This is a genomic window from Microbacterium sp. zg.B48, from assembly GCF_024623505.1.
Classification (GTDB): domain Bacteria; phylum Actinomycetota; class Actinomycetes; order Actinomycetales; family Microbacteriaceae; genus Microbacterium.
Genome location: NZ_JANJFE010000002.1, coordinates 263,208 through 281,527 on the forward strand (window position 1 = coordinate 263,208; position 18,320 = coordinate 281,527).

An 18,320-nucleotide genomic window follows, 5' to 3' on the forward strand; every position below is an offset into this window, starting at 1 on the left:
ATCGAGCCTAGCGACGCTGCGGGATGCCGCGTTCCCGAGCGTCAGACGGCGACACTCAGATCGCGAAGCCGAGGGCGCGCATCATGTCGCGGCCGTCGTCGGTGATGCGCTCCGGACCCCACGGCGGCATCCACACCCAGTTGATGCGGAACCGTTCGACGACGTCGTCCAGCGCCTGAGCGGTCTGCTCCTCGAGCACGTCGGTGAGCGGGCATCCGGCGCTGGTCAGCGTCATATGGATCACCAGGGCGTCGTTCTCGTCGTCCCAGCCCAGGTCGTAGATCAGGCCGAGGTCGACGACGTTGATCCCCAGCTCGGGGTCCATGACGTCCTTGAGGGCCTCTTGGACCTCGTCGTACTTGTCGGGCGCGAGCGTCGCGGTCATGGCAGGATCCTACGCTTCGCCGTCGGTCACGGGCTCGAGTGCGGGGACGAGGAATCGGTCGTAACCTTCGTCCTCGAGACGCTCGGCGAGCTCGGGCCCGCCCTCCTCGACGATCCGCCCGGCGATCATGACGTGCACGAAGTCCGGGTGGATGTAACGCAGAATGCGCGTGTAGTGGGTGATCAGCAGGACGCCCAGGCCGGTCTCCTCCTTGGCACGGTTCACGCCCTCGGAGACGATCTTCAGCGCGTCGACGTCCAGGCCGGAGTCCGTCTCGTCGAGTACCGCGAACTGCGGCTTGAGCAGCTCCAGCTGAAGGATCTCGTGGCGCTTCTTCTCACCACCCGAGAACCCCTCGTTCACGTTGCGCTGCGCGAACTTGGAGTCCATGCGGAGGTTCTTCATCGACTCCTTGACCTGCTTCGTCCACGTCCGGATCGGCGGCGCTTCGCCCTCGATCGCGGTCTTGGCGGTGCGCAGAAAGTTGGTGACGGTCACACCGGGGATCTCGACCGGGTACTGCATGGCCAGGAAGAGGCCTGCGCGGGCGCGCTCGTCCACCGTCATCGCCAGGACGTCCTGGCCGTCGAGGGTGATCGTGCCGGACGTGACCGTGTACTTCGGGTGCCCGGCGATCGTGTACGCGAGCGTCGACTTGCCCGATCCGTTGGGTCCCATGATGGCGTGGGTCTCGCCCTTGCGCAGGACGAGGGTCACCCCGTTCAGGATCGGCGTGATTCCGGCATCCGTCTCGACCGTCACGTGGAGGTCGCGGATCTCGAGGACTGACATGGGGACTTCCTTCACAGCTCTTTGAGGACGGCGGGATCGATGAGCACATCGTCGCCCTCGATCGTCACGGCATACACGGGTACGGGCTCGTACGCGGGGAGGTTGAGGGGCTTTCCGGAGCGGAGCGAGAAGGCCGAGCCGTGCGCCCAGCATTCGATCGTGTCACCGTCGACGAACCCCTCGGCGAGCGAGATGTCGCCGTGCGTGCAGACGTCGCCGATCGCGTGGACCTCGTCGTTGGAGTCGCGGACCACCGCGATCGCGACGCCGTCGACCTCCACGCGGATGGCGGAGTCCTGCTCGAGCTCGCTCAGCGCGCAGACACGGGTTGCGCTCACTCGGGCGCTCCTTCCTGGAGTTCCAGTTCGATGGCGGCATGCAGCTCGGTCTCCAGCGCGGGGATGCCGATGCGCTGCACGATGTCGCTGAGGAATCCGATCACGACCAGGCGTCGGGCCTCCTGCTCGCTGATTCCGCGGGACTGCAGGTAGAACAGCTGCTCGTCGTCGAAGCGTCCCGTGGCGCTGGCGTGGCCTGCCCCGCGGATGTCGCCCGTCTCGATCTCGAGGTTCGGGATGGACTCGGCGCGCGCGCCGTCGGTGAGGACCAGGTTGCGGTTCGCCTCGTACGAGTCGGTTCCGACCGCGTCCGGTCCGATCAGCACGTCCCCGATCCAGACGCTGCGGGCGCCGGCACCCTGCAGGGCGCCCTTGTAGAGGACATCCCCGCGTGTGTCCCTGCCCTTGTGGAAGAGGTAGACCTGGCTCTCCAGGTGCTGTCCGCTGTCTGAGTACGACAGTCCGTACAGCTGCCCCTGCGAGCCCGGTCCGGCCAGCTCCACGCTCGGGTTGATCCGAACGAGTCCGCCGCCGAAGCTGACCACGATGTGACGCAGGGTCCCGTCGCGGTCCACCCGGGCCTGGTGGGATGCCGCGTGGACGGAGGCATCGGACCACTCCTGCACCGTGATCACCGTCAGGTGTGCACCGTCGCGGACGATGATCTCGACGTTCTCGGCGAAGTGCGCTTCACCGCGGTGACGGAGCAGCACGACACCGCGCGCGTTCGGGGCCGCTTCGATGATGAGGTGGGCGTGCGCCAGCGCGCTGCGGCCATCCGCGCCGTTGCCGGTGATGTCCACGACGACCGGCTCGACCAGTTCGATGTCGGCCGGGATGCGCAGGTGCGTGGCCTCGGTGGCCTGCTGCCAGGCGATCGCGGCCGGGCGGTCCTCGGGGGTGAACACCTCGCCGCGCGGCGAGTCGCCGACGCGCTTGGGCCCGACCTCCACCGCGTCCGCACCGCTGATGGCGAAGCTGACCGCGCCGGTCGTGCCTGCGGCATCCTCCAGCAGCGGCGCGATGCGGTCGATCGGGGTGTGCTTCCAGTTCACCTCGCGGCCGGTGGGCAGCTCGAAGTCGGCCGGATCGTAGGAGCGCGCGCGCTCGGAGCGGGTCTGGATCGGAGCCCACGCCCCGTCGGTGTGGCCCTTCGCGCCGGGCACCGAAGTACCCGGCACCGTTGCGGGTGCCTGTGTGGAGGTCGTCATCTAGCCGACACTGCCTTCCATGCCCATCTCGATGAGCTTGTTGAGCTCCATGGCGTACTCCATGGGAAGTTCGCGAGCGATCGGCTCGATGAAGCCGCGGACGATCATGGCCATCGCCTCGTCCTCCGGCATCCCGCGGCTCATCAGGTAGAACAGCTGCTCTTCACTGACCTTCGACACGGTGGCCTCGTGGCCGAGCTGCACGTCGTCGACGCGGATGTCGATGGAGGGGTACGTGTCCGAGCGAGAGATCGTATCGACCAGGAGCGCGTCGCATCGGACGGTGTTGGCCGAGTGGTGCGCGTTGGCGTCCACCCGCACTTCACCGCGGTATCCGGCTCGGCCGCCGCCGCGCGCGATGGATTTCGACACGATCGATGACTGGGTGTACGGCGCCATGTGGACCATCTTCGCGCCGGCGTCCTGGTGCTGTCCGGGACCCGCGAAGGCGACGGACAGGGTCTCGCCCTTGGCGTGCTCGCCGACCAGGAAGATCGACGGGTACTTCATCGTGACCTTCGAGCCGATGTTGCCGTCGATCCATTCCATCGTCGCGCCCTCGTGGGCGATCGCTCGCTTGGTCACCAGGTTGTAGACGTTGTTCGACCAGTTCTGGATCGTCGTGTAGCGCACGCGGGCGTTCTTCTTGACGATGATCTCCACGACGGCGGAGTGCAGTGAATCGCTCTTGTAGATCGGCGCCGTGCAGCCTTCGATGTAGTGCACGTACGATCCCTCGTCGGCGATGATCAGGGTGCGCTCGAACTGGCCCATGTTCTCGGTGTTGATCCGGAAGTAGGCCTGCAGCGGGATCTCCACGTGCACGCCGGGCGGCACGTAGACGAAGGACCCGCCGGACCACACGGACGTGTTCAGCGCGGCGAACTTGTTGTCGCCGGCCGGAATCACCGTGCCGAAGTACTCCTCGAAGAACTCCGGGTGCTCGCGCAGCGCGGTGTCGGTGTCCATGAAGATGACACCCTGCGCCTCGAGCTGCTCGTTGATCTGGTGGTAGACGACCTCGGACTCGTACTGCGCTGCGACGCCGGAGACGAGGCGCTGACGCTCGGCCTCGGGGATGCCGAGACGCTCGTAGGTGTTGCGGATCTCCTCGGGAAGCTCCTCCCAGGAGCCGGCCTGCTTCTCGGTGGAGCGCACGAAGTATTTGATGTTGTCGAAGTCGATCTCGCTCAGATCGGCGCCCCACGTCGGCATGGGCTTGCGCTCGAACAGCGCCAGTCCCTTCAGCCGCGTCTTGAGCATCCACTCGGGCTCGTTCTTGAGAGTCGAGATTCCGCGGACCACGGCTTCGCTCAGACCGCGCTGGGCAGTCGCGCCGGCGGCATCGGCATCGTGCCAGCCGAACTCGTACTGCCCGAGGCTTGCCAGCTCGGGTCGGTCGATCAGGACATCCGACATCGTCACACTCTCCTCCGGGCCGCAACGGTGTCATCCGCCCCGGCATTCCTGCTCCCTCGGTGGAGTACCGACGAGGGATGCCGCTGGTGGGCCCAATCAGTGGCGCCGTCCTGCGCGCCTACACTGTCAGTGATGCAGAGCGCGACGCGCCAGCATCCGACCCTTTGATTCTACAGGGTCCCGCCGCCGCGCCGGGTGGCCGGGACCCGCTCCGACCACGTCGGAGTGCATTCCCAGGAGGCGAGGCCCGATGGCCGCGGACCCCACGACCACCCCCGACCGGGGACTGCTGCGACGATTCGTGACGTGGCTGCCGGCCCGGGTGGACCGTCGCGTCATCACGGCGGCCTGGGCGAGCCTGGTCGTGCAGGTGGGCATCGTCGGCACCGGCGGCCTGGTCCGGCTCACCGGGTCGGGGCTGGGCTGCCCGACGTGGCCGCGCTGCACCGACGATTCGCTCGTGCCGACCGCCGAGATGGGCATCCACGGCGTCATCGAATTCGGCAACCGGATGCTGACGTTCATCCTCGTGATCGTGGCCGTCACCATGTTCGTGTTCGTGGTCCGCATGCGCCGGGAGCGCCGCGATCTGTTCTGGCTGTCCCTGGCGATCGGCCTGTACGTGCCCCTTCAGGCGATCATCGGCGGCATCACCGTGCTGACCAACCTCAACCCCTACGTCGTGGGATTGCACTACTTCGCCTCGGTCATCCTCGTCGGCCTCGCCACCGTCCTGGTGCAGCGCGTCTACGCCGCGCCCGGTCCCCGTGTGCGCGCCGTCCCCGGCTGGTATGCCGCGACCGCGCACCTGACCAGCCTGCTGGTGGCGGTCACGGTGATCGTGGGCATCCTCGTGACCGGATCGGGGCCGCACGCCGGGGACGGCGGCGCGGCGCGGAACGGCCTGAATCCGGAGTTCATGCAGCACGTGCACTCCTGGCCGGCCTACGCGCTGCTCTTGGTCACGCTCGTGCTGCTGGCCGGCGCCGGTCGCACTCCCCCGCACCTGCGGCTGCGACTGTGGGTGGGTCTGCTGCTGGCGGTCGAGGCGGCCCAGACCGCGGTGGGCCTGTGGCAGGCACGCGCCGGTCTGCCCATTGTGCTGGTGAACATCCACATGGTGCTCGCGGTGCTGCTGGTTGCGGCGATGACCGCCGTGGTGCTGCATCTCAAGGCGAGTGCCCAGGCTCCGGCCGATGTGCCGGCGTACGCTGGCTCGGTCGGAACGGCTTCCGCTGCCTCCCGTCAGGACTCATAGCGGGTTCATCGGATTCGCACACGTGCGATTCACCCGGCCGCACCAGGCTGGGCGGATGCCGCGGCGCACGCCATCGTCCCGCGCACACCCCCGACACCCATCGAACCAAGGAGTTCCCGCATGACTGCACGCCCCAGCCTCGTCCGCAGCATCCCGTTCTGGATCCTGCTGGTCGGCTCCCTCGCCACCGGCGTCCTCGGCGCATGGCTCACCGTCGACAAGCTTGCCGTGATGTCCACCGCTCTGACCGCCGGCACCGCGACACCGGTCGACGTCTACGTCGGCCAGGTGTGGGCGATCGTCGGCGGCATCCTGATCGCGACCGGAATCGTCGGACTCGCCCTCGCCCTCGTCGTCGCCGTGGTGCGCTCGTTCGTTCCCGCCACCGACGTGGAGATCATCGAGGCGCTGGACTGGTCGGCAGAGGACGATGCCCACGACGACGTCCCCGCAGCGGAGTCCGAGACCGTCGCGGAGGCCGCGCCCCAGCGCTGAGCCGAAGACCTCGAAGGGGCGGGAGTGCGCACATCCGCGCATTCCCGCCCCTTCTGCTCGATACTGGCTCCGTGGACCCCGTCGGAACGATCACCTGGATCGTTCTGTTCGTCCTCACGACCGTCGCGATCACGGGCATCGTCGGCCGGCTGGGCTGGTCGGCCCCGGTCGCCCTGGTCGTCGTCGGAGGAGCGGTCTCGTTCATCCCGGGCGTGCCGGAAGTCGAGGTCCAACCCGAGCTGATCCTCTACGGCATCCTCCCGCCGCTGCTGTTCGCCGCGGCGATACGCACCAGCGTGATCGACGTGCGTGCCCGCCGGGACAGCATCCTGCTCCTGTCGGTCGGATTGGTCGCATTCACGGTGGCGGTCGTCGGGTTCGCCGCGTACGCCCTGGTCCCGGCGATCACCCTGGCGGCGGCGTTCGCCTTCGCGGCGGTGGTCGCACCGACCGACGCCATTGCCGTGACCGCGATCGCCGGGCGCCTGGGACTGCCGCGGCGCGTGGTCACCATCCTGGAGGGCGAGAGCCTGCTCAACGACGCCACCGCGCTGGTCGCGCTGAACGCGTCCATCGCGGCGATCGTCAGCTCCGTCACGCCGGCCGAGATCGGATTCGAGTTCGTCGTCGCAGTGGTCGTCGGGACCGGGGTGGGTCTGGGTGTGGGCTGGGCCGTCACGTTCGTGCGTTCACGGTTGCGCTCGGCCGTCCTGGACACCAGTCTGACCTTCGTCACACCGTTCGCGGCGTTCCTGGTGGGCGAATTCCTGCACGGTTCCGGAGTCCTGGCCGTGGTCCTGGCCGGCCTGTATCTGGGGTATCGGGCACCGTCCGTCTCCTCGGCCGAAGCGCGGGTCGCCGAGCGGCTCAACTGGCGCACGATCAAGTTCCTGCTCGAGAACACCGTCTTCCTGTTCATCGGACTCAATCTCCAGGGGATCCTGCAGGGCGCCATCGCCACCGGCCCGGGCCTCTGGCCGACCGTCGGGATCTGCGTCGGCATCCTGGCCGCCCTGGTCGCCTCCCGCTTCGCCTGGGTGATGGGCACGACGCTGCTGTACCGGAAGGGGCCGCGGCGGCTGCGCGAGCGGGGCTGGGCCTGGCGCAACGGCGTCGCGGTCTCCTCGGCGGGCGTGCGCGGGGTCGTCACCCTGGCCGCCGTCTTCCTGCTGCCGAAGGAGACGCCGGGCCGGGAGTACCTGCAGTTCCTCGCGTTCGTCGTGGTGGTGGCGAGCCTGCTCGGGGGCCTCGCGCTACCGGCGATCATCCGCCGCCTGAACCTTCCGAAGCCCAGCCTGGTGCAGGAGCTGGCCGAACGCCGGCTGCTGATGGCCGAGGCCCGCCAGGCCGGAATCGATCTGCTGGACGCCCAGGAGCTGCCCGAGGAGGAGAAGCACGTCGCCGCGCTCCTGCGCACCGACGCGGGCTTCCTCGGCGAGACCCTCGTCACGTACGGTCCGGACGCGTCCATCCCGCAGCTGGAGGCGAAATACCGCCTCCGCCGCGCGATGCTGGATGCCGAACGGGCCGCCGTGCTGAAGGCCCGCGCCGAGGGGCGCTATCAGGAGCCGGCGATCGTGGCAGCGCTGCAGGCGATCGACGCGGAGGAGACCGCGCTGCGCGCCCAGTTCCCGAAAGAGGGCGAACAGGCCTGAGCGGCCCGGCTCAGAACGGAAGCAGCGGGTCGACCGCGATCGCGACGAACAGGAGGGTGAGGTAGGTGATCGAGGCGTGGAACACCCGCATCGGCCGGGGCTCGGTCCCGCGCACGGCACGGCTGTACAGCCGGTGCGACTCGTAGATGAACCAGCCGCCGAAGACGATCGCCGAGACGGAGTAGACCAGCCCCATCCCCGCCACCGGGATCAGCAGCAGCGAGCACGCCACGGTCGCCCACGCGTACAGGATCACCTGAAGCCCGACCTGCGACCCGGAGCGCGTCGCCCCGAGCATCGGCACGTCCACGCCCTCGTACTGGTCCTTGTACTTCATCGACAGGGGCCAATAGTGCGGCGGCGTCCACAGGAACACCAGGGCGAACAGGATCATCGGCGTCCAGGTCAGCGATCCGGTGACCGCCGACCAGCCGATGACGACCGGGAAGCACCCGGCGATGCCGCCCCACACGATGTTCTGCTCGGTGCGGCGCTTGAGGATCATCGTGTAGATGACGACGTAGAAGAAGATCGCCGCAGCCGACAGGGTGGCGGCGAGCCAGTTCGTGGTGAACCAGAGCCACACGGTGGATGTCGCAGCCAGGGTCCACGCGAACACCAGCGCGCCGCGCGGCGAGACCTCGCCGGTCACCAGCGGGCGGTTCGCCGTCCGCTGCATGTGGGCATCCATGTCCCGGTCCAGGTACATGTTGAACGCCGCCGCGGATCCCGCGCTCATCGAGCCGCCGAGCACGGTCGCCAGCACGAGCCAGATGTCGGGGAACCCGCCCTGGGCGAGGATCATCACCGGCACCGTCGTGACCAGGAGCAGCTCGAGCACGCGCGGCTTGGTCAGCGCGACGTAAGCCCGGATCGTACGGCCCAGCGAATGAGGTCGTACGGCGGACGCGTCCGCCGTCATCATGGTGTCCATCGCTCCCCGCTCGACCGCCTGAACCTGCCCTCCGAGTCTATGTCATTCGCGCCCGCTGGCTTCCGGCCCTTCGCTATGCTGAGACAACACGCGCCCTGCGCCGGCTGCTGCTCCCGATTGCGGCGCGGTCAGCGGACTCGGGTGCACTTCTTCTGAGAAAGGCGGCCCGGTGTCAGAACTGCGTTGGGATGAAATCGATCGGCGCGCGGTGGATACCGCTCGCGTGCTGGCGGCGGACGCGGTCGAGAAGGCGGGCAACGGCCACCCCGGGACGGCGATGAGCCTCGCCCCTGCGGCATACCTGCTGTACCAGCGGGTGATGAACCACGACCCGGCCGATGTGCACTGGCCCGGCCGGGACCGCTTTATTCTGTCGGCGGGTCACTCGTCGCTGACACAGTACGTGCAGCTCTACCTGGGCGGTTTCGGACTCGAGCTGGACGACCTGAAGTCACTGCGGACATGGGGGTCGAAGACCCCGGGACACCCCGAGTACGGCCACACCGAAGGCGTCGAGATCACAACGGGTCCGCTCGGTCAGGGCCTGGCCTCTTCGGTGGGCTTCGCCTACGCCGCCCGCTACGAGCGCGGCCTGTTCGATCCGGACGCGGCGGCCGGCGAGTCCCCTTTCGACCACTTCATCTACGTCATCGCCAGCGACGGCGACCTGCAGGAGGGTGTCACCAGCGAGGCGTCATCCCTCGCCGGTCACCAGGAGCTGGGCAACCTGGTCGTGCTGTACGACGCGAACCAGATCTCCATCGAGGACGACACGAACGTCGCCTTCACCGAGGACGTCGCCAAGCGGTATGAGGCATACGGCTGGCACGTGCAGACGGTGGACTGGAAGAAGACCGGCCAGTACGTCGAAGACGCCGCGGAGCTGTTCGCCGCGCTCGAGGCGGCGAGGAGCGAGACCGTCAAGCCCTCGATCATCATCCTGAAGACCATCATCGGCTGGCCCTCGCCCGGCAAGCAGAACACCGGCAAGATCCACGGCTCCGCCCTCGGCGCCGATGAGCTGGCCGCGACCAAGAAGGTGCTCGGCTGGAACCCCGACGAGAGCTTCGTCGTACCCGCGGACGTGCTCGCGCACACGCGTGCTCTCGGTGAGCGCGGCGCGACGGCGCACGCCGAGTGGCAGGAGCGCTTCGACGCCTGGGCGACGGCGCACCCCGAGCGCAAGGCGCTGTGGGATCGCGTGAACGCCCGCGAACTGCCCGAGGGCATCGCCGCGGCGCTGCCGAGCTTCGAGCCCGGAAAAGACGTCTCCACGCGGGCCGCGTCCGGCGCGGTCATCAACGCGCTGGCCGCGGAGCTACCCGAGCTGTGGGGCGGGTCGGCAGACCTTGCCGAGTCGAACCTCACCACCATCAAGGGCGCGAACTCGTTCATCCCCGAGGAATGGTCCACGCACGAGTGGAGCGGCGACCCCTACGGCCGCGTGCTGCACTTCGGCATCCGCGAACACGCGATGGGCGCGATCATCAACGGGATCGTCCTGCACGGTCCCACCCGTCCCTTCGGCGGCACGTTCCTCATCTTCAGCGACTACATGCGCCCGCCGGTCCGTCTGGCCGCGCTGATGAACGTTCCCAGCATCTTCGTCTGGACGCACGATTCGGTCGCCCTCGGTGAAGACGGCCCGACCCACCAGCCGATCGAGCAGCTGGCCGCGCTGCGCGCCATCCCGAACTTCACGGTGGTCCGCCCCGGTGACGCCGCAGAGACCGCGGTGGTCTGGCTGGAGATGCTCCGCCGGCACGCCGGGCCGGCCGGCATCGCCCTCACCCGCCAGAACATCCCCGTGTTCGAGCGCGGCCAGGGCGCGGCGTCGGGTGACACGCTGGCTTCGGCCGACGGTGCCGCGCGCGGCGCCTACGTCCTGGCCGAAGCACCGGCCGGAAGCCCCGATGTCATCCTCATCGCCACCGGCTCCGAAGTGCAGCTGGCCGTCGCTGCCCGCGAGACACTGGCCGCCGAGGGCGTGCAGGCGCGAGTGGTCTCCGCGCCGTCGCTCGAGTGGTTCGACGAACAGGACGCCGACTACCGCGAGAGCGTGCTGCCGTCTTCGGTGCGGGCGCGCGTGTCCGTCGAAGCGGGCATCAAGCTGCCGTGGCGGGCGCTGGTCGGTGACCGCGGTCGAAGCGTCTCGATCGAGCACTTCGGCGCATCGGCGGATTACAAAACCCTGTTCGAGAAGTTCGGCGTCACCGCCGAGGCCGTCGTCGAGGCGGCACGCGAGACCCTGAAGGAGAACTCATGAGCACCCCCACCGCACACCTCGTGGCCGAGGGCGTCAGCATCTGGCTGGATGACCTGTCCCGTGAGCGGATCGTCAGCGGGAACCTCGCCGACCTGATCGCCACCCGCAACGTGTCGGGGGTCACCACGAACCCGACGATCTTCGCCGGCGCGATCGGCTCCGGCAGCGAGGCGTACACCGGTCAGCTCGGCGTGCTCGCCGGCCGCGGCGCGTCCGCGGACGAGGCGATCTTCGAGATCACCACCGACGACGTGCGCGCTGCCGCGGATGTGTTCCGGCACGTCTACGACGAGACCGACGGCGTGGACGGTCGCGTCTCGATCGAGGTCTCCCCCGACCTCGCGCACGACACGGACGCGACCATTGCGCAGGCCAAGGAGCTGTGGGCCAAGGTCGACCGCCCGAACATCCACATCAAGATCCCCGCGACCAAAGCGGGTCTGGCTGCGATCACCGAGGCGATCGGCTCGGGGATCTCGGTCAACGTCACGCTGATCTTCAGCCTGGAGCGATACGCCGACGTCATCGCCGCGTACCTGGCCGGCCTCGAACAGGCCAGCCAGGCCGGGCACGACCTGTCCGGCATCCACTCGGTGGCGTCCTTCTTCGTCTCACGGGTGGACACCGAAGTCGACAAGCGCCTGACCGCGATCGGCACCGAGGAAGCCGCGGGTCTGAAGAGCCTCGCCGGCGTCGCGAACGCCCGCCTGGCGTACGAGCTGTTCGAACGCGAGTTCGCCACGGACCGGGCCCGCGCCCTCGTCGATGCCGGCGCCAACGTGCAGCGGCCGCTGTGGGCCTCGACGGGCGTGAAGGATCCGGCGCTGCCGGACACGCTGTACGTGACCGAGCTCGTGGCCCCCGGCACGGTGAACACGATGCCCGAGAAGACCCTCGAGGCGACCTTCGATCACGGCGTCATCGCCGGGGACACGGTCACCGGCGCCTATGCCGGCGCGCACGAGGTCTTCGAGCGTCTCGCCGGCGTGGGCGTGGACTTCGCCGAGGTCACCGAGGTGCTCGAGGACGAGGGCGTGCAGAAGTTCATCACCTCCTGGCACGAGCTCCAGGACACGGTGAAGGCCGCTCTCGAGGCAGCGCAGTCCGGCGCATGAGCTTTGAGATCCACCTCACCGGGCATGTCAAATCCGTCGTCCGCGAGACGCTGCCAGGCCTGATCGCCGATCTCGTCGCGTCCGGCATCACCGCCGGCGACGCGTCGCTGTGGGGTCCGGATGCCGAAGCCGAGGCATCCGGGCGTCTGGGGTGGGTGCAGGCGGTCTCCGTCTCGCGGCCACTCGTCCCCGAGATCGAGGCGCTGCGCGCCGAGCTGCGCGCGCGGGGCGTGACCCGGATCGTGCTCGCCGGCATGGGCGGCTCCTCGCTCGCGCCGGAAGTGATCGCACAGACCTCCGGGGTTCCGCTCGTGATCCTGGACTCGACCGCGCCGAGCCAGGTGCTGGCTGCGATCGATGGCGACGCGGAGGCCGGCGGCCTGCAGCAGACCGCCCTGGTGGTCTCCTCCAAGTCCGGCTCCACCGTTGAGACCGACTCCGCCAAGCGCGCCTTCGAAGCCGCGTTCGGGGACATCGGCATCGATCCGCTCGAGCGCATCGTCGTCGTCACGGACCCCGGCTCGCCGCTGGACCGGGCCGCCCGCGCCGACGGCTACCGCGTGTTCAACGCGGACCCGACTGTCGGCGGACGCTACTCGGCGCTGACCGCCTTCGGACTGGTGCCCGCGGGACTGGCCGGTGCGGACATCTCCGAACTGCTCGACGAGGCGGAGGCTTCGCTGCTCGAGGTCGCGATCGACAGCGCCGACAATCCCGCGCTCGTCCTGGCCGCGGCCATCGCCGGCGGCGAACCGCGACGCGACAAGCTGGGCCTGATCACCGACGGCACCCACATCGTCGGCCTGCCGGACTGGATCGAGCAGCTCGTCGCCGAGTCCACCGGCAAGGAGGGCACGGGCATCCTGCCGGTCGTGCTGCTGCCGGTATCGCCCGAGGCCGAGCAGACGCCCCCGGACATGCAGATCGTCCGCTTCGTGGACGAGGCCAACGAGTTCCACTTCCGTGAGCGGCACGAGGGCGAGGTGCTGGTCAGCGGCTCCCTCGGAGCACAGTTCGTGGTGTGGGAGTACGCGACCGCGATCGCCGGGCGGATGCTGGGCATCAACCCGTTCGATCAGCCCGATGTCGAATCCGCCAAGACCGCCACCCGGGGGCTCCTGGAGGCGCGACCGGAGGCCACCGATCCCGCATTCGCGGTCGACGGCGTCGAGGTGCGGGTGTCCGATCCGGCACTGGCCGCCTCCGGCACGGTCGCGGATGTGCTGGACGCCCTGTGGGCACGGCTGCCCGCGAACGGGTATGTGTCCGTCCAGGCGTACGTGGACAGGCTGCGCCTGCCCCAGCTGCACGGACTGCGCGAATTGGTCGCGGCCGACTCCGGTCGTCCCACCACGTTCGGCTGGGGACCGCGGTTCCTGCACTCCACCGGCCAGTTCCACAAGGGCGGCCCCGCAGTCGGGGTCTTCCTGCAGATCCTGGAGCAGACCGACGTGGATCTGGAGATCCCGGGGCGTCCCTTCACCTTCGGACAGCTGATCCAGGCGCAGGCGGCGGGCGACGCGGACGTGCTCGCCGCGCACGGCCGCCCGGTCGTCACCCTGACACTCACCGACCCGCAGGCCGAGGTGCTCACGCTGTTCGAGGCCGCGCAGTGACGGTCGAGATCTCGCGCGATCACAATCCGCTGCGCGACGCGGAGGATCATCGCCTCAATCGCATCGCCGGCCCCAGCGCGCTGGTGATCTTCGGCGTGACCGGCGACCTCTCCCGCAAGAAGCTGATGCCGGCCGTGTACGACCTCGCCAACCGCGGACTGCTGCCGCCGGGCTTCGCCCTGGTCGGCTTCGCGAGGCGGGACTGGGAGGATCAGGACTTCGCGCAGGTCGTGAAGGAAGCCGTCAAGGATCACTCCCGGACGGAGTTCCGGGAGGAGACCTGGGAGCAGCTGTCACAGGGAATCCGATTCGTCCCCGGCGAGTTCGATGACCCGAACGCGTTCGCCCGCCTGCGCGAGACCGTCGAGAACCTCGATCTGGAACGCGGCACCATGGGCAACCATGCGTTCTATCTCTCGATCCCCCCGAAGGACTTCCCGCAGGTCGCCAAGCAGCTGAAGGACTCCGGTCTGGTCGATGACACGGCCGATCAGCCCGAACGGTGGCGGCGGGTCGTCATCGAGAAGCCGTTCGGCCATGACCTCGCCTCCGCGCGGTCGCTCAACGACGCGCTCCGGTCGGCCTTCCCGGCGGATTCGATCTTCCGCATCGATCACTACCTCGGCAAGGAGACGGTTCAGAACATCCTCGCGCTGCGCTTCGCGAACGAGCTGTACGAACCGCTCTGGAACCGCAACTACGTCGATCACGTTCAGATCACCATGGCCGAGGACATCGGGGTGGGCGGTCGGGCCGGGTACTACGACGGCATCGGGGCCGCCCGCGACGTCATCCAGAACCACCTCCTCCAGCTGCTCGCACTGACCGCGATGGAAGAGCCGATCTCGTTCGACGCCAGGGATCTGCGTGCCGAGAAGGAGAAGGTGCTCGCGGCGGTGACACTGCCGCCGGATCTGGGCGCGTCCACCGCCCGCGGACAGTACGCCGGCGGCTGGCAGGGCGGCGAGGAGGTGCTCGGCTTCCTCGAAGAGGACGGCATGCAGCCGGACTCCACCACGGAGACCTACGCGGCCATCACTCTGGAGATCAACACGCGCCGGTGGGCGGGGGTGCCCTTCTACCTGCGCACCGGTAAGCGCCTCGGACGGCGCGTCACCGAGATCGCGGTGGTCTTCAAGCGTGCGCCGGAGCTGCTGTTCTCGCGCGGGCAGACCTCCGGGCTGGGCCAGAACGCGCTGGTGATCCGAGTGCAGCCCGATGAGGGCGTGACGATCCGCTTCGGCTCCAAGGTGCCCGGCGCGGGCGCCCAGGTCCGCGACGTGACGATGGACTTCGGCTACGGTCACGCATTCACCGAGGCCAGTCCCGAGGCCTACGAACGACTCATCCTGGACGTCCTGCTCGGCGATCCCCCGCTCTTTCCACGTCATGAAGAAGTCGAGCTGTCCTGGAAGATCCTCGACCCGATCGAGGACTTCTGGGAGAAGGAGGGCGGTCCGCTGGAGCAGTACCCACCCGGCTCCTGGGGGCCGGCATCCGCCGACGCCATGCTCGCCCGCGACGGACGCACGTGGAGGCGACCATGATCATCGACCTGCCCGACACGACCGTCAGCAAGATCTCCAAGGCGCTGGTGAACGTGCGCGAAGAAGGCGGGGCCGTGGCGCTGGGCCGCGTGCTGACGCTGATCATCGCCACGCGCCAGGGCGTCGAGGAAGAGGCCATCGAAGCGGCCAACGACGCGTCACGCGAGCATCCCATGCGCGTCATCGTCATCATGCTCGGCGATCAGAACAACGCGCCCCGCCTGGATGCCCAGATCCGCGTCGGCGGTGACGCCGGTGCCAGCGAGGTCATCGTCCTGAATGCGCAGGGACCGGTGGCATCCAACCATGACAGCCTCCTGACCGGCCTGCTCTTGCCGGACGCGCCCGTGGTGGCGTGGTGGCCCGCCGAGACGCCGGAGGTGCTCTCCACCTCTCCGATCGGACGCATCGCCCAGCGTCGCATCACGGATGCCTCGGCGCAGAAGGATCCGGCCGCATGGCTGGGCGCCCTGGGTGCCAACTACGCGCCGGGAAGCACCGATTTCGCCTGGACCCGCATCACGCGGTGGCGTGAACAGCTCGCCGCGGTGCTGGATCAGCCGCCCTACGAACCGGTCACGGCCGTCGAGGTCCGCGGCGCGTGGGATTCCCCGTCCACCGCCCTCTTGGCCGCGTGGCTGCGGCTCAAGCTGGATGTGGACGTCACCTACGAGTACCTTTCGCACGACGAGTGGCCCGGTGGCATCAAGTCCGTGCGCCTGGAGCGCCCCAGCGGTGTCACGCTCCTGGAGCGTCCGAGCCCGGCGCTCGCGGTCCTCACGCAGCCGGGGCAGCCCACCCATGACCTGGCCTTCCCACGTCGGAGCCTGCGCGAATGCCTGGCCGAGGAGCTGCGCGGCCTGGATCCGGACGTCCTGTATGGTCAAGTCATCACCGAGGGACTGGAACTCCTGGAACCGGCGACGGAGACCCATGGCTGAATTCGGCACCGAGAAGCGGGTTGTGATCAGCCCCGATCCAGCCACTCTCGCTGAGTCCGTCGCCGAACGGTTGATCCACCGTCTCGCCAAGCGCGCAGCCCACAGTCGTCCCGTCCACGTGTCCCTCACCGGTGGGTCGATGGGATCGGCGGTGCTGATGGCCGCGATGCGTCACCCGCGTCGGAGCAGGGTCGATTGGTCCGGTGTCCACTTCTGGTGGAGCGACGAGCGGTTCCTGGCGCGCGATGATGCGGAGCGGAACGAGCGGCAGGCGCGTGCGGCGTTGCTGGACTCATTGGAGATCCCGGCGGGGAACATCCACGCCGTCGCGGCGAGCGATGACGGGGTGGAGCTGGACGAAGCCGCCGACCGCTATGCGGCGGAGCTCGCCCGCTATCCGCAGAAGGACGGCACTCCGTGGCCGTCGTTCGACATCTGCTTCCTGGGCGTCGGGCCGGACGGGCACATCGCCTCGCTCTTCCCCGATCGACCGGAGATCCTGATCACCGATCGCGTCACCGTGGCGGTGCGCGATTCGCCGAAGCCCCCGCCGGACCGCGTTTCGCTGACCCGACCGGTCATCAACGGATCGAAGCGGGTGTGGCTGGTGCTCTCGGGCGCCGACAAGGCTTCCGCGCTCGGTCTGGCGCTGGCCGGCGCCAGCTACTCGAGCGTCCCGGTTGCCGGGGCCAAGGGCCGCAAGCGCACGGTCTTCTTCGTCGACCAGGCGGCGGCATCACAGGTTCCGCCCGAACTGATCGACCGGGAGTATTGACGCGTCGCGGATCAATGCGAGCGAAGCCCGCGTCGATGCGCAACGGGTCAAGATCGAATAGGCGCGCCAGCGCCGTATCGAGATCCCGTCCGCGGGGATCTATTCCAGGCCGCGGCGCTCCCGCAGCTGCTTGAGGGCGTCATCCAGGAGCGCTTCGGCCTCTTCCTCGGTACGACGTTCCTTCACGTACGCGAGGTGCGTCTTGTACGGCTCGGATTTGGCCAGCGCCGGCGGGTTCTCCTTGTCGCGCCCGGCCGGGAGGCCGGAGTGCGGGGAGTCGATCGTGTCCGGGATCTCCTCTTCGGGAATCCCGGCCGCGAAGTAGCGGACGGTCTCGTTGCCGAGGGCGTCCCAATAGGAGATGGCGATGCGCTCGGCGTGGAATCCGTGATCCTGCTCGCCCATGGGACCCGCACCGACGCGGGTGCCGCGGATCGCATTTCCTCCGCTGGCCATCAGACGCTCTGGAACTTCGTCAGGAGACCGAGGGCCACGATCGCGACGAACCAGGCCAGCGCCAGGACGACCGTGAACCGGTTCAGGTTCCGTTCGGCCAGACCCGAGGAGCCCAGCGCCGATGTCATGCCGCCGCCGAACATGTCCGACAGCCCTCCACCGCGTCCTTTGTGGAGCAGGATGAGAAGTGTCAGCAGCAGGCTGGTGATGCCCAGGAGCACCTGCAGGACGAACTCTAGGATCTGCACAGATCTAAGCCTTTCACCGCGCCCGAGACGGGCGCACGATTCCCCAGTATAAGCGCGGTCAGACGCCGACGTGTTTCTGATAGCGGACGATGGCCGCGAACTCGTCCACGACCAGACTAGCCCCGCCCACCAGCGCGCCGTCGACGTCCGGCTCGCGCATGAAACTCGCGATGTTCGTCGACTTCACCGATCCGCCGTACAGGACGCGGGTCCGCTGCGCGGCTTCCGGCCCCAGCTTCGCGGAGATCACGCCGCGCAGCTTCGCGCAGACCTCCTGGGCCTGATCCGGGGTGGCGGCCTGGCCGGAGCCGATGGCCCAGACCGGCTCGTACGCCACGACGATCTCGGCATCCGCGGGCACGCCTTCCAGCGCGACCTCCAGCTGGCCGACCGGAACGGCGCTCGCGCCGAACTTCTCCAGGTCCTCGGAGGTCTCGCCCACGCAGATGACCGGGACCAGCCCGTGGCGCAGCGCGGCCTGCACCTTCGCCGCGACGACCTCATCGGACTCATCGTGGTATTCGCGGCGCTCCGAGTGCCCGACGATGACATATCCGCAGTTCAGCTTGGCCAGGAACGCTCCGGACACCTCGCCGGTGTAGGCACCGGAGTCCTTCGTCGACAGATCCTGCGCGCCCAGCGCGAATGCGATCTTGTCCGCGTCCAGCAGGGTCTGAACGGTGCGCAGGTCGGTGAACGGCGGGAAGATCCCCACTTCGACACTGCCCTCGACGTGCTTTGCCTCTTTCAGAGACCAGTGCAGCTTCTGCACGAAGGCGATCGCCTGCTGGTGGTCCAGATTCATCTTCCAGTTGCCCGCGATGAACGGGGTGCGCCTGATCTGCGTCGCAGCCATTGCACCAGGATCG

The 18,320-nt window shown here is 68.6% G+C and carries 18 protein-coding genes; 9 read left to right on the forward strand and 9 right to left on the reverse strand.

The annotated features are described in order from the left end of the window. Positions 1-55 precede the first annotated feature (55 nt). From NQ152_RS01320 to sufB, 5 genes are read right to left on the reverse strand one after another with little or no spacing between them, the layout of a single operon-like run. A complete protein-coding gene (locus NQ152_RS01320) occupies positions 56-385 on the reverse strand; it encodes a metal-sulfur cluster assembly factor (protein WP_257502507.1) in 330 nt (109 codons plus the stop codon). Between the two features lie 9 nt (positions 386-394). Beyond that, a complete protein-coding gene (gene sufC, locus NQ152_RS01325) occupies positions 395-1,177 on the reverse strand; it encodes a Fe-S cluster assembly ATPase SufC (RefSeq protein ID WP_257502506.1) in 783 nt (260 codons plus the stop codon). A gap of 11 nt (positions 1,178-1,188) precedes the next feature. After that, the gene (locus NQ152_RS01330; RefSeq protein ID WP_257502505.1) at positions 1,189-1,515 is read right to left on the reverse strand and encodes a non-heme iron oxygenase ferredoxin subunit; all 327 of its coding nucleotides are present in this window, start codon (positions 1,513-1,515) and stop codon (positions 1,189-1,191) included. Next, positions 1,512-2,726, reverse strand: coding sequence for a Fe-S cluster assembly protein SufD (gene sufD, locus NQ152_RS01335; protein ID WP_257522746.1), 1,215 nt, complete (start codon positions 2,724-2,726; stop codon positions 1,512-1,514). Before sufD ends, NQ152_RS01330 begins: the two co-directional genes overlap by 4 nt. After that, positions 2,727-4,145, reverse strand: a complete 1,419-nt coding sequence (sufB, locus tag NQ152_RS01340; protein WP_257502503.1) for a Fe-S cluster assembly protein SufB — start codon at positions 4,143-4,145, stop codon at positions 2,727-2,729. A gap of 250 nt (positions 4,146-4,395) precedes the next feature. On the opposite strand from sufB, the gene NQ152_RS01345 reads away from it, so the two are divergent. The 3 genes from NQ152_RS01345 (at position 4,396) to NQ152_RS01355 (ending at position 7,553) form a co-directional block, all read left to right on the forward strand. After that, positions 4,396-5,403 (forward strand): heme A synthase, encoded by a 1,008-nt coding sequence (locus NQ152_RS01345; protein ID WP_257522747.1) that lies wholly within the window; start codon positions 4,396-4,398, stop codon positions 5,401-5,403. Positions 5,404-5,523: 120 nt separating this feature from the next. Next, positions 5,524-5,898, forward strand: coding sequence for a dinucleotide-utilizing enzyme (locus NQ152_RS01350; protein WP_257522748.1), 375 nt, complete (start codon positions 5,524-5,526; stop codon positions 5,896-5,898). Positions 5,899-5,969: 71 nt separating this feature from the next. Continuing rightward, positions 5,970-7,553, forward strand: coding sequence for a Na+/H+ antiporter (locus NQ152_RS01355; RefSeq protein WP_257522749.1), 1,584 nt, complete (start codon positions 5,970-5,972; stop codon positions 7,551-7,553). A gap of 10 nt (positions 7,554-7,563) precedes the next feature. Here the strand turns inward: NQ152_RS01355 and NQ152_RS01360 are convergent, their stop codons facing one another. Beyond that, positions 7,564-8,478: a heme o synthase gene (locus tag NQ152_RS01360; RefSeq protein ID WP_257502636.1), complete on the reverse strand. Its 915-nt coding sequence runs from the start codon at positions 8,476-8,478 to the stop codon at positions 7,564-7,566. 178 nt (positions 8,479-8,656) lie between these two features. On the opposite strand from NQ152_RS01360, the gene tkt reads away from it, so the two are divergent. Genes tkt through pgl form a run of 6 tightly spaced genes read left to right on the forward strand, consistent with a single transcriptional unit; the run spans position 8,657 to position 16,747 of the window. Next, on the forward strand, positions 8,657-10,753 hold the full coding sequence (tkt, locus tag NQ152_RS01365) for a transketolase (RefSeq protein ID WP_257522750.1): 2,097 nt from the start codon (positions 8,657-8,659) through the stop codon (positions 10,751-10,753). Next, complete coding sequence (gene tal, locus NQ152_RS01370; protein ID WP_257522751.1) at positions 10,750-11,868, forward strand: transaldolase; 1,119 nt, start codon at positions 10,750-10,752, stop codon at positions 11,866-11,868. Before tkt ends, tal begins: the two co-directional genes overlap by 4 nt. Continuing rightward, the gene (locus NQ152_RS01375) at positions 11,865-13,484 is read left to right on the forward strand and encodes a glucose-6-phosphate isomerase (RefSeq protein ID WP_257522752.1); all 1,620 of its coding nucleotides are present in this window, start codon (positions 11,865-11,867) and stop codon (positions 13,482-13,484) included. The genes tal and NQ152_RS01375 overlap by 4 nt, the downstream gene beginning before the upstream one ends. After that, positions 13,481-15,031 carry a glucose-6-phosphate dehydrogenase gene (gene zwf, locus NQ152_RS01380; protein ID WP_257502496.1) on the forward strand — a complete coding sequence of 517 codons (1,551 nt, stop codon included), beginning with the start codon at positions 13,481-13,483 and terminating at the stop codon, positions 15,029-15,031. The genes NQ152_RS01375 and zwf overlap by 4 nt, the downstream gene beginning before the upstream one ends. After that, positions 15,028-15,972, forward strand: a complete 945-nt coding sequence (locus tag NQ152_RS01385) for a glucose-6-phosphate dehydrogenase assembly protein OpcA (protein WP_257502495.1) — start codon at positions 15,028-15,030, stop codon at positions 15,970-15,972. The genes zwf and NQ152_RS01385 overlap by 4 nt, the downstream gene beginning before the upstream one ends. Next, positions 15,965-16,747, forward strand: coding sequence for a 6-phosphogluconolactonase (gene pgl / locus NQ152_RS01390; RefSeq protein ID WP_257522753.1), 783 nt, complete (start codon positions 15,965-15,967; stop codon positions 16,745-16,747). Before NQ152_RS01385 ends, pgl begins: the two co-directional genes overlap by 8 nt. A gap of 99 nt (positions 16,748-16,846) precedes the next feature. On the opposite strand, the gene NQ152_RS01395 is transcribed toward pgl, so the two are convergent. From NQ152_RS01395 to tpiA, 3 genes are read right to left on the reverse strand one after another with little or no spacing between them, the layout of a single operon-like run. Continuing rightward, the gene (locus NQ152_RS01395) at positions 16,847-17,203 is read right to left on the reverse strand and encodes an RNA polymerase-binding protein RbpA (protein WP_257502493.1); all 357 of its coding nucleotides are present in this window, start codon (positions 17,201-17,203) and stop codon (positions 16,847-16,849) included. Further along, on the reverse strand, positions 17,203-17,451 hold the full coding sequence (secG, locus tag NQ152_RS01400) for a preprotein translocase subunit SecG (RefSeq protein WP_257502492.1): 249 nt from the start codon (positions 17,449-17,451) through the stop codon (positions 17,203-17,205). Before secG ends, NQ152_RS01395 begins: the two co-directional genes overlap by 1 nt. Positions 17,452-17,509: 58 nt before the next feature. Beyond that, the gene (tpiA, locus tag NQ152_RS01405; protein ID WP_257522754.1) at positions 17,510-18,307 is read right to left on the reverse strand and encodes a triose-phosphate isomerase; all 798 of its coding nucleotides are present in this window, start codon (positions 18,305-18,307) and stop codon (positions 17,510-17,512) included. Between the last annotated feature and the right edge of the window lie 13 nt (positions 18,308-18,320).

Bases quoted from the DNA above. Each gene is read 5' to 3' on its own strand.
- tal (WP_257522751.1), top strand. From the start codon at position 10,750: ATGAGCACCCCCACCGCACACCTCGTGGCCGAGGGCGTCAGCATCTGG.
- NQ152_RS01395 (WP_257502493.1), bottom strand. From the start codon at position 17,203: ATGGCCAGCGGAGGAAATGCGATCCGCGGCACCCGCGTCGGTGCGGGT.
- NQ152_RS01375 (WP_257522752.1), top strand. From the start codon at position 11,865: ATGAGCTTTGAGATCCACCTCACCGGGCATGTCAAATCCGTCGTCCGC.
- sufB (WP_257502503.1), bottom strand. From the start codon at position 4,145: ATGTCGGATGTCCTGATCGACCGACCCGAGCTGGCAAGCCTCGGGCAG.
- NQ152_RS01345 (WP_257522747.1), top strand. From the start codon at position 4,396: ATGGCCGCGGACCCCACGACCACCCCCGACCGGGGACTGCTGCGACGA.
- tpiA (WP_257522754.1), bottom strand. From the start codon at position 18,307: ATGGCTGCGACGCAGATCAGGCGCACCCCGTTCATCGCGGGCAACTGG.
- NQ152_RS01360 (WP_257502636.1), bottom strand. From the start codon at position 8,478: ATGATGACGGCGGACGCGTCCGCCGTACGACCTCATTCGCTGGGCCGT.
- NQ152_RS01320 (WP_257502507.1), bottom strand. From the start codon at position 385: ATGACCGCGACGCTCGCGCCCGACAAGTACGACGAGGTCCAAGAGGCC.
- sufD (WP_257522746.1), bottom strand. From the start codon at position 2,726: ATGACGACCTCCACACAGGCACCCGCAACGGTGCCGGGTACTTCGGTG.
- pgl (WP_257522753.1), top strand. From the start codon at position 15,965: ATGGCTGAATTCGGCACCGAGAAGCGGGTTGTGATCAGCCCCGATCCA.
- NQ152_RS01385 (WP_257502495.1), top strand. From the start codon at position 15,028: ATGATCATCGACCTGCCCGACACGACCGTCAGCAAGATCTCCAAGGCG.
- NQ152_RS01350 (WP_257522748.1), top strand. From the start codon at position 5,524: ATGACTGCACGCCCCAGCCTCGTCCGCAGCATCCCGTTCTGGATCCTG.
- sufC (WP_257502506.1), bottom strand. From the start codon at position 1,177: ATGTCAGTCCTCGAGATCCGCGACCTCCACGTGACGGTCGAGACGGAT.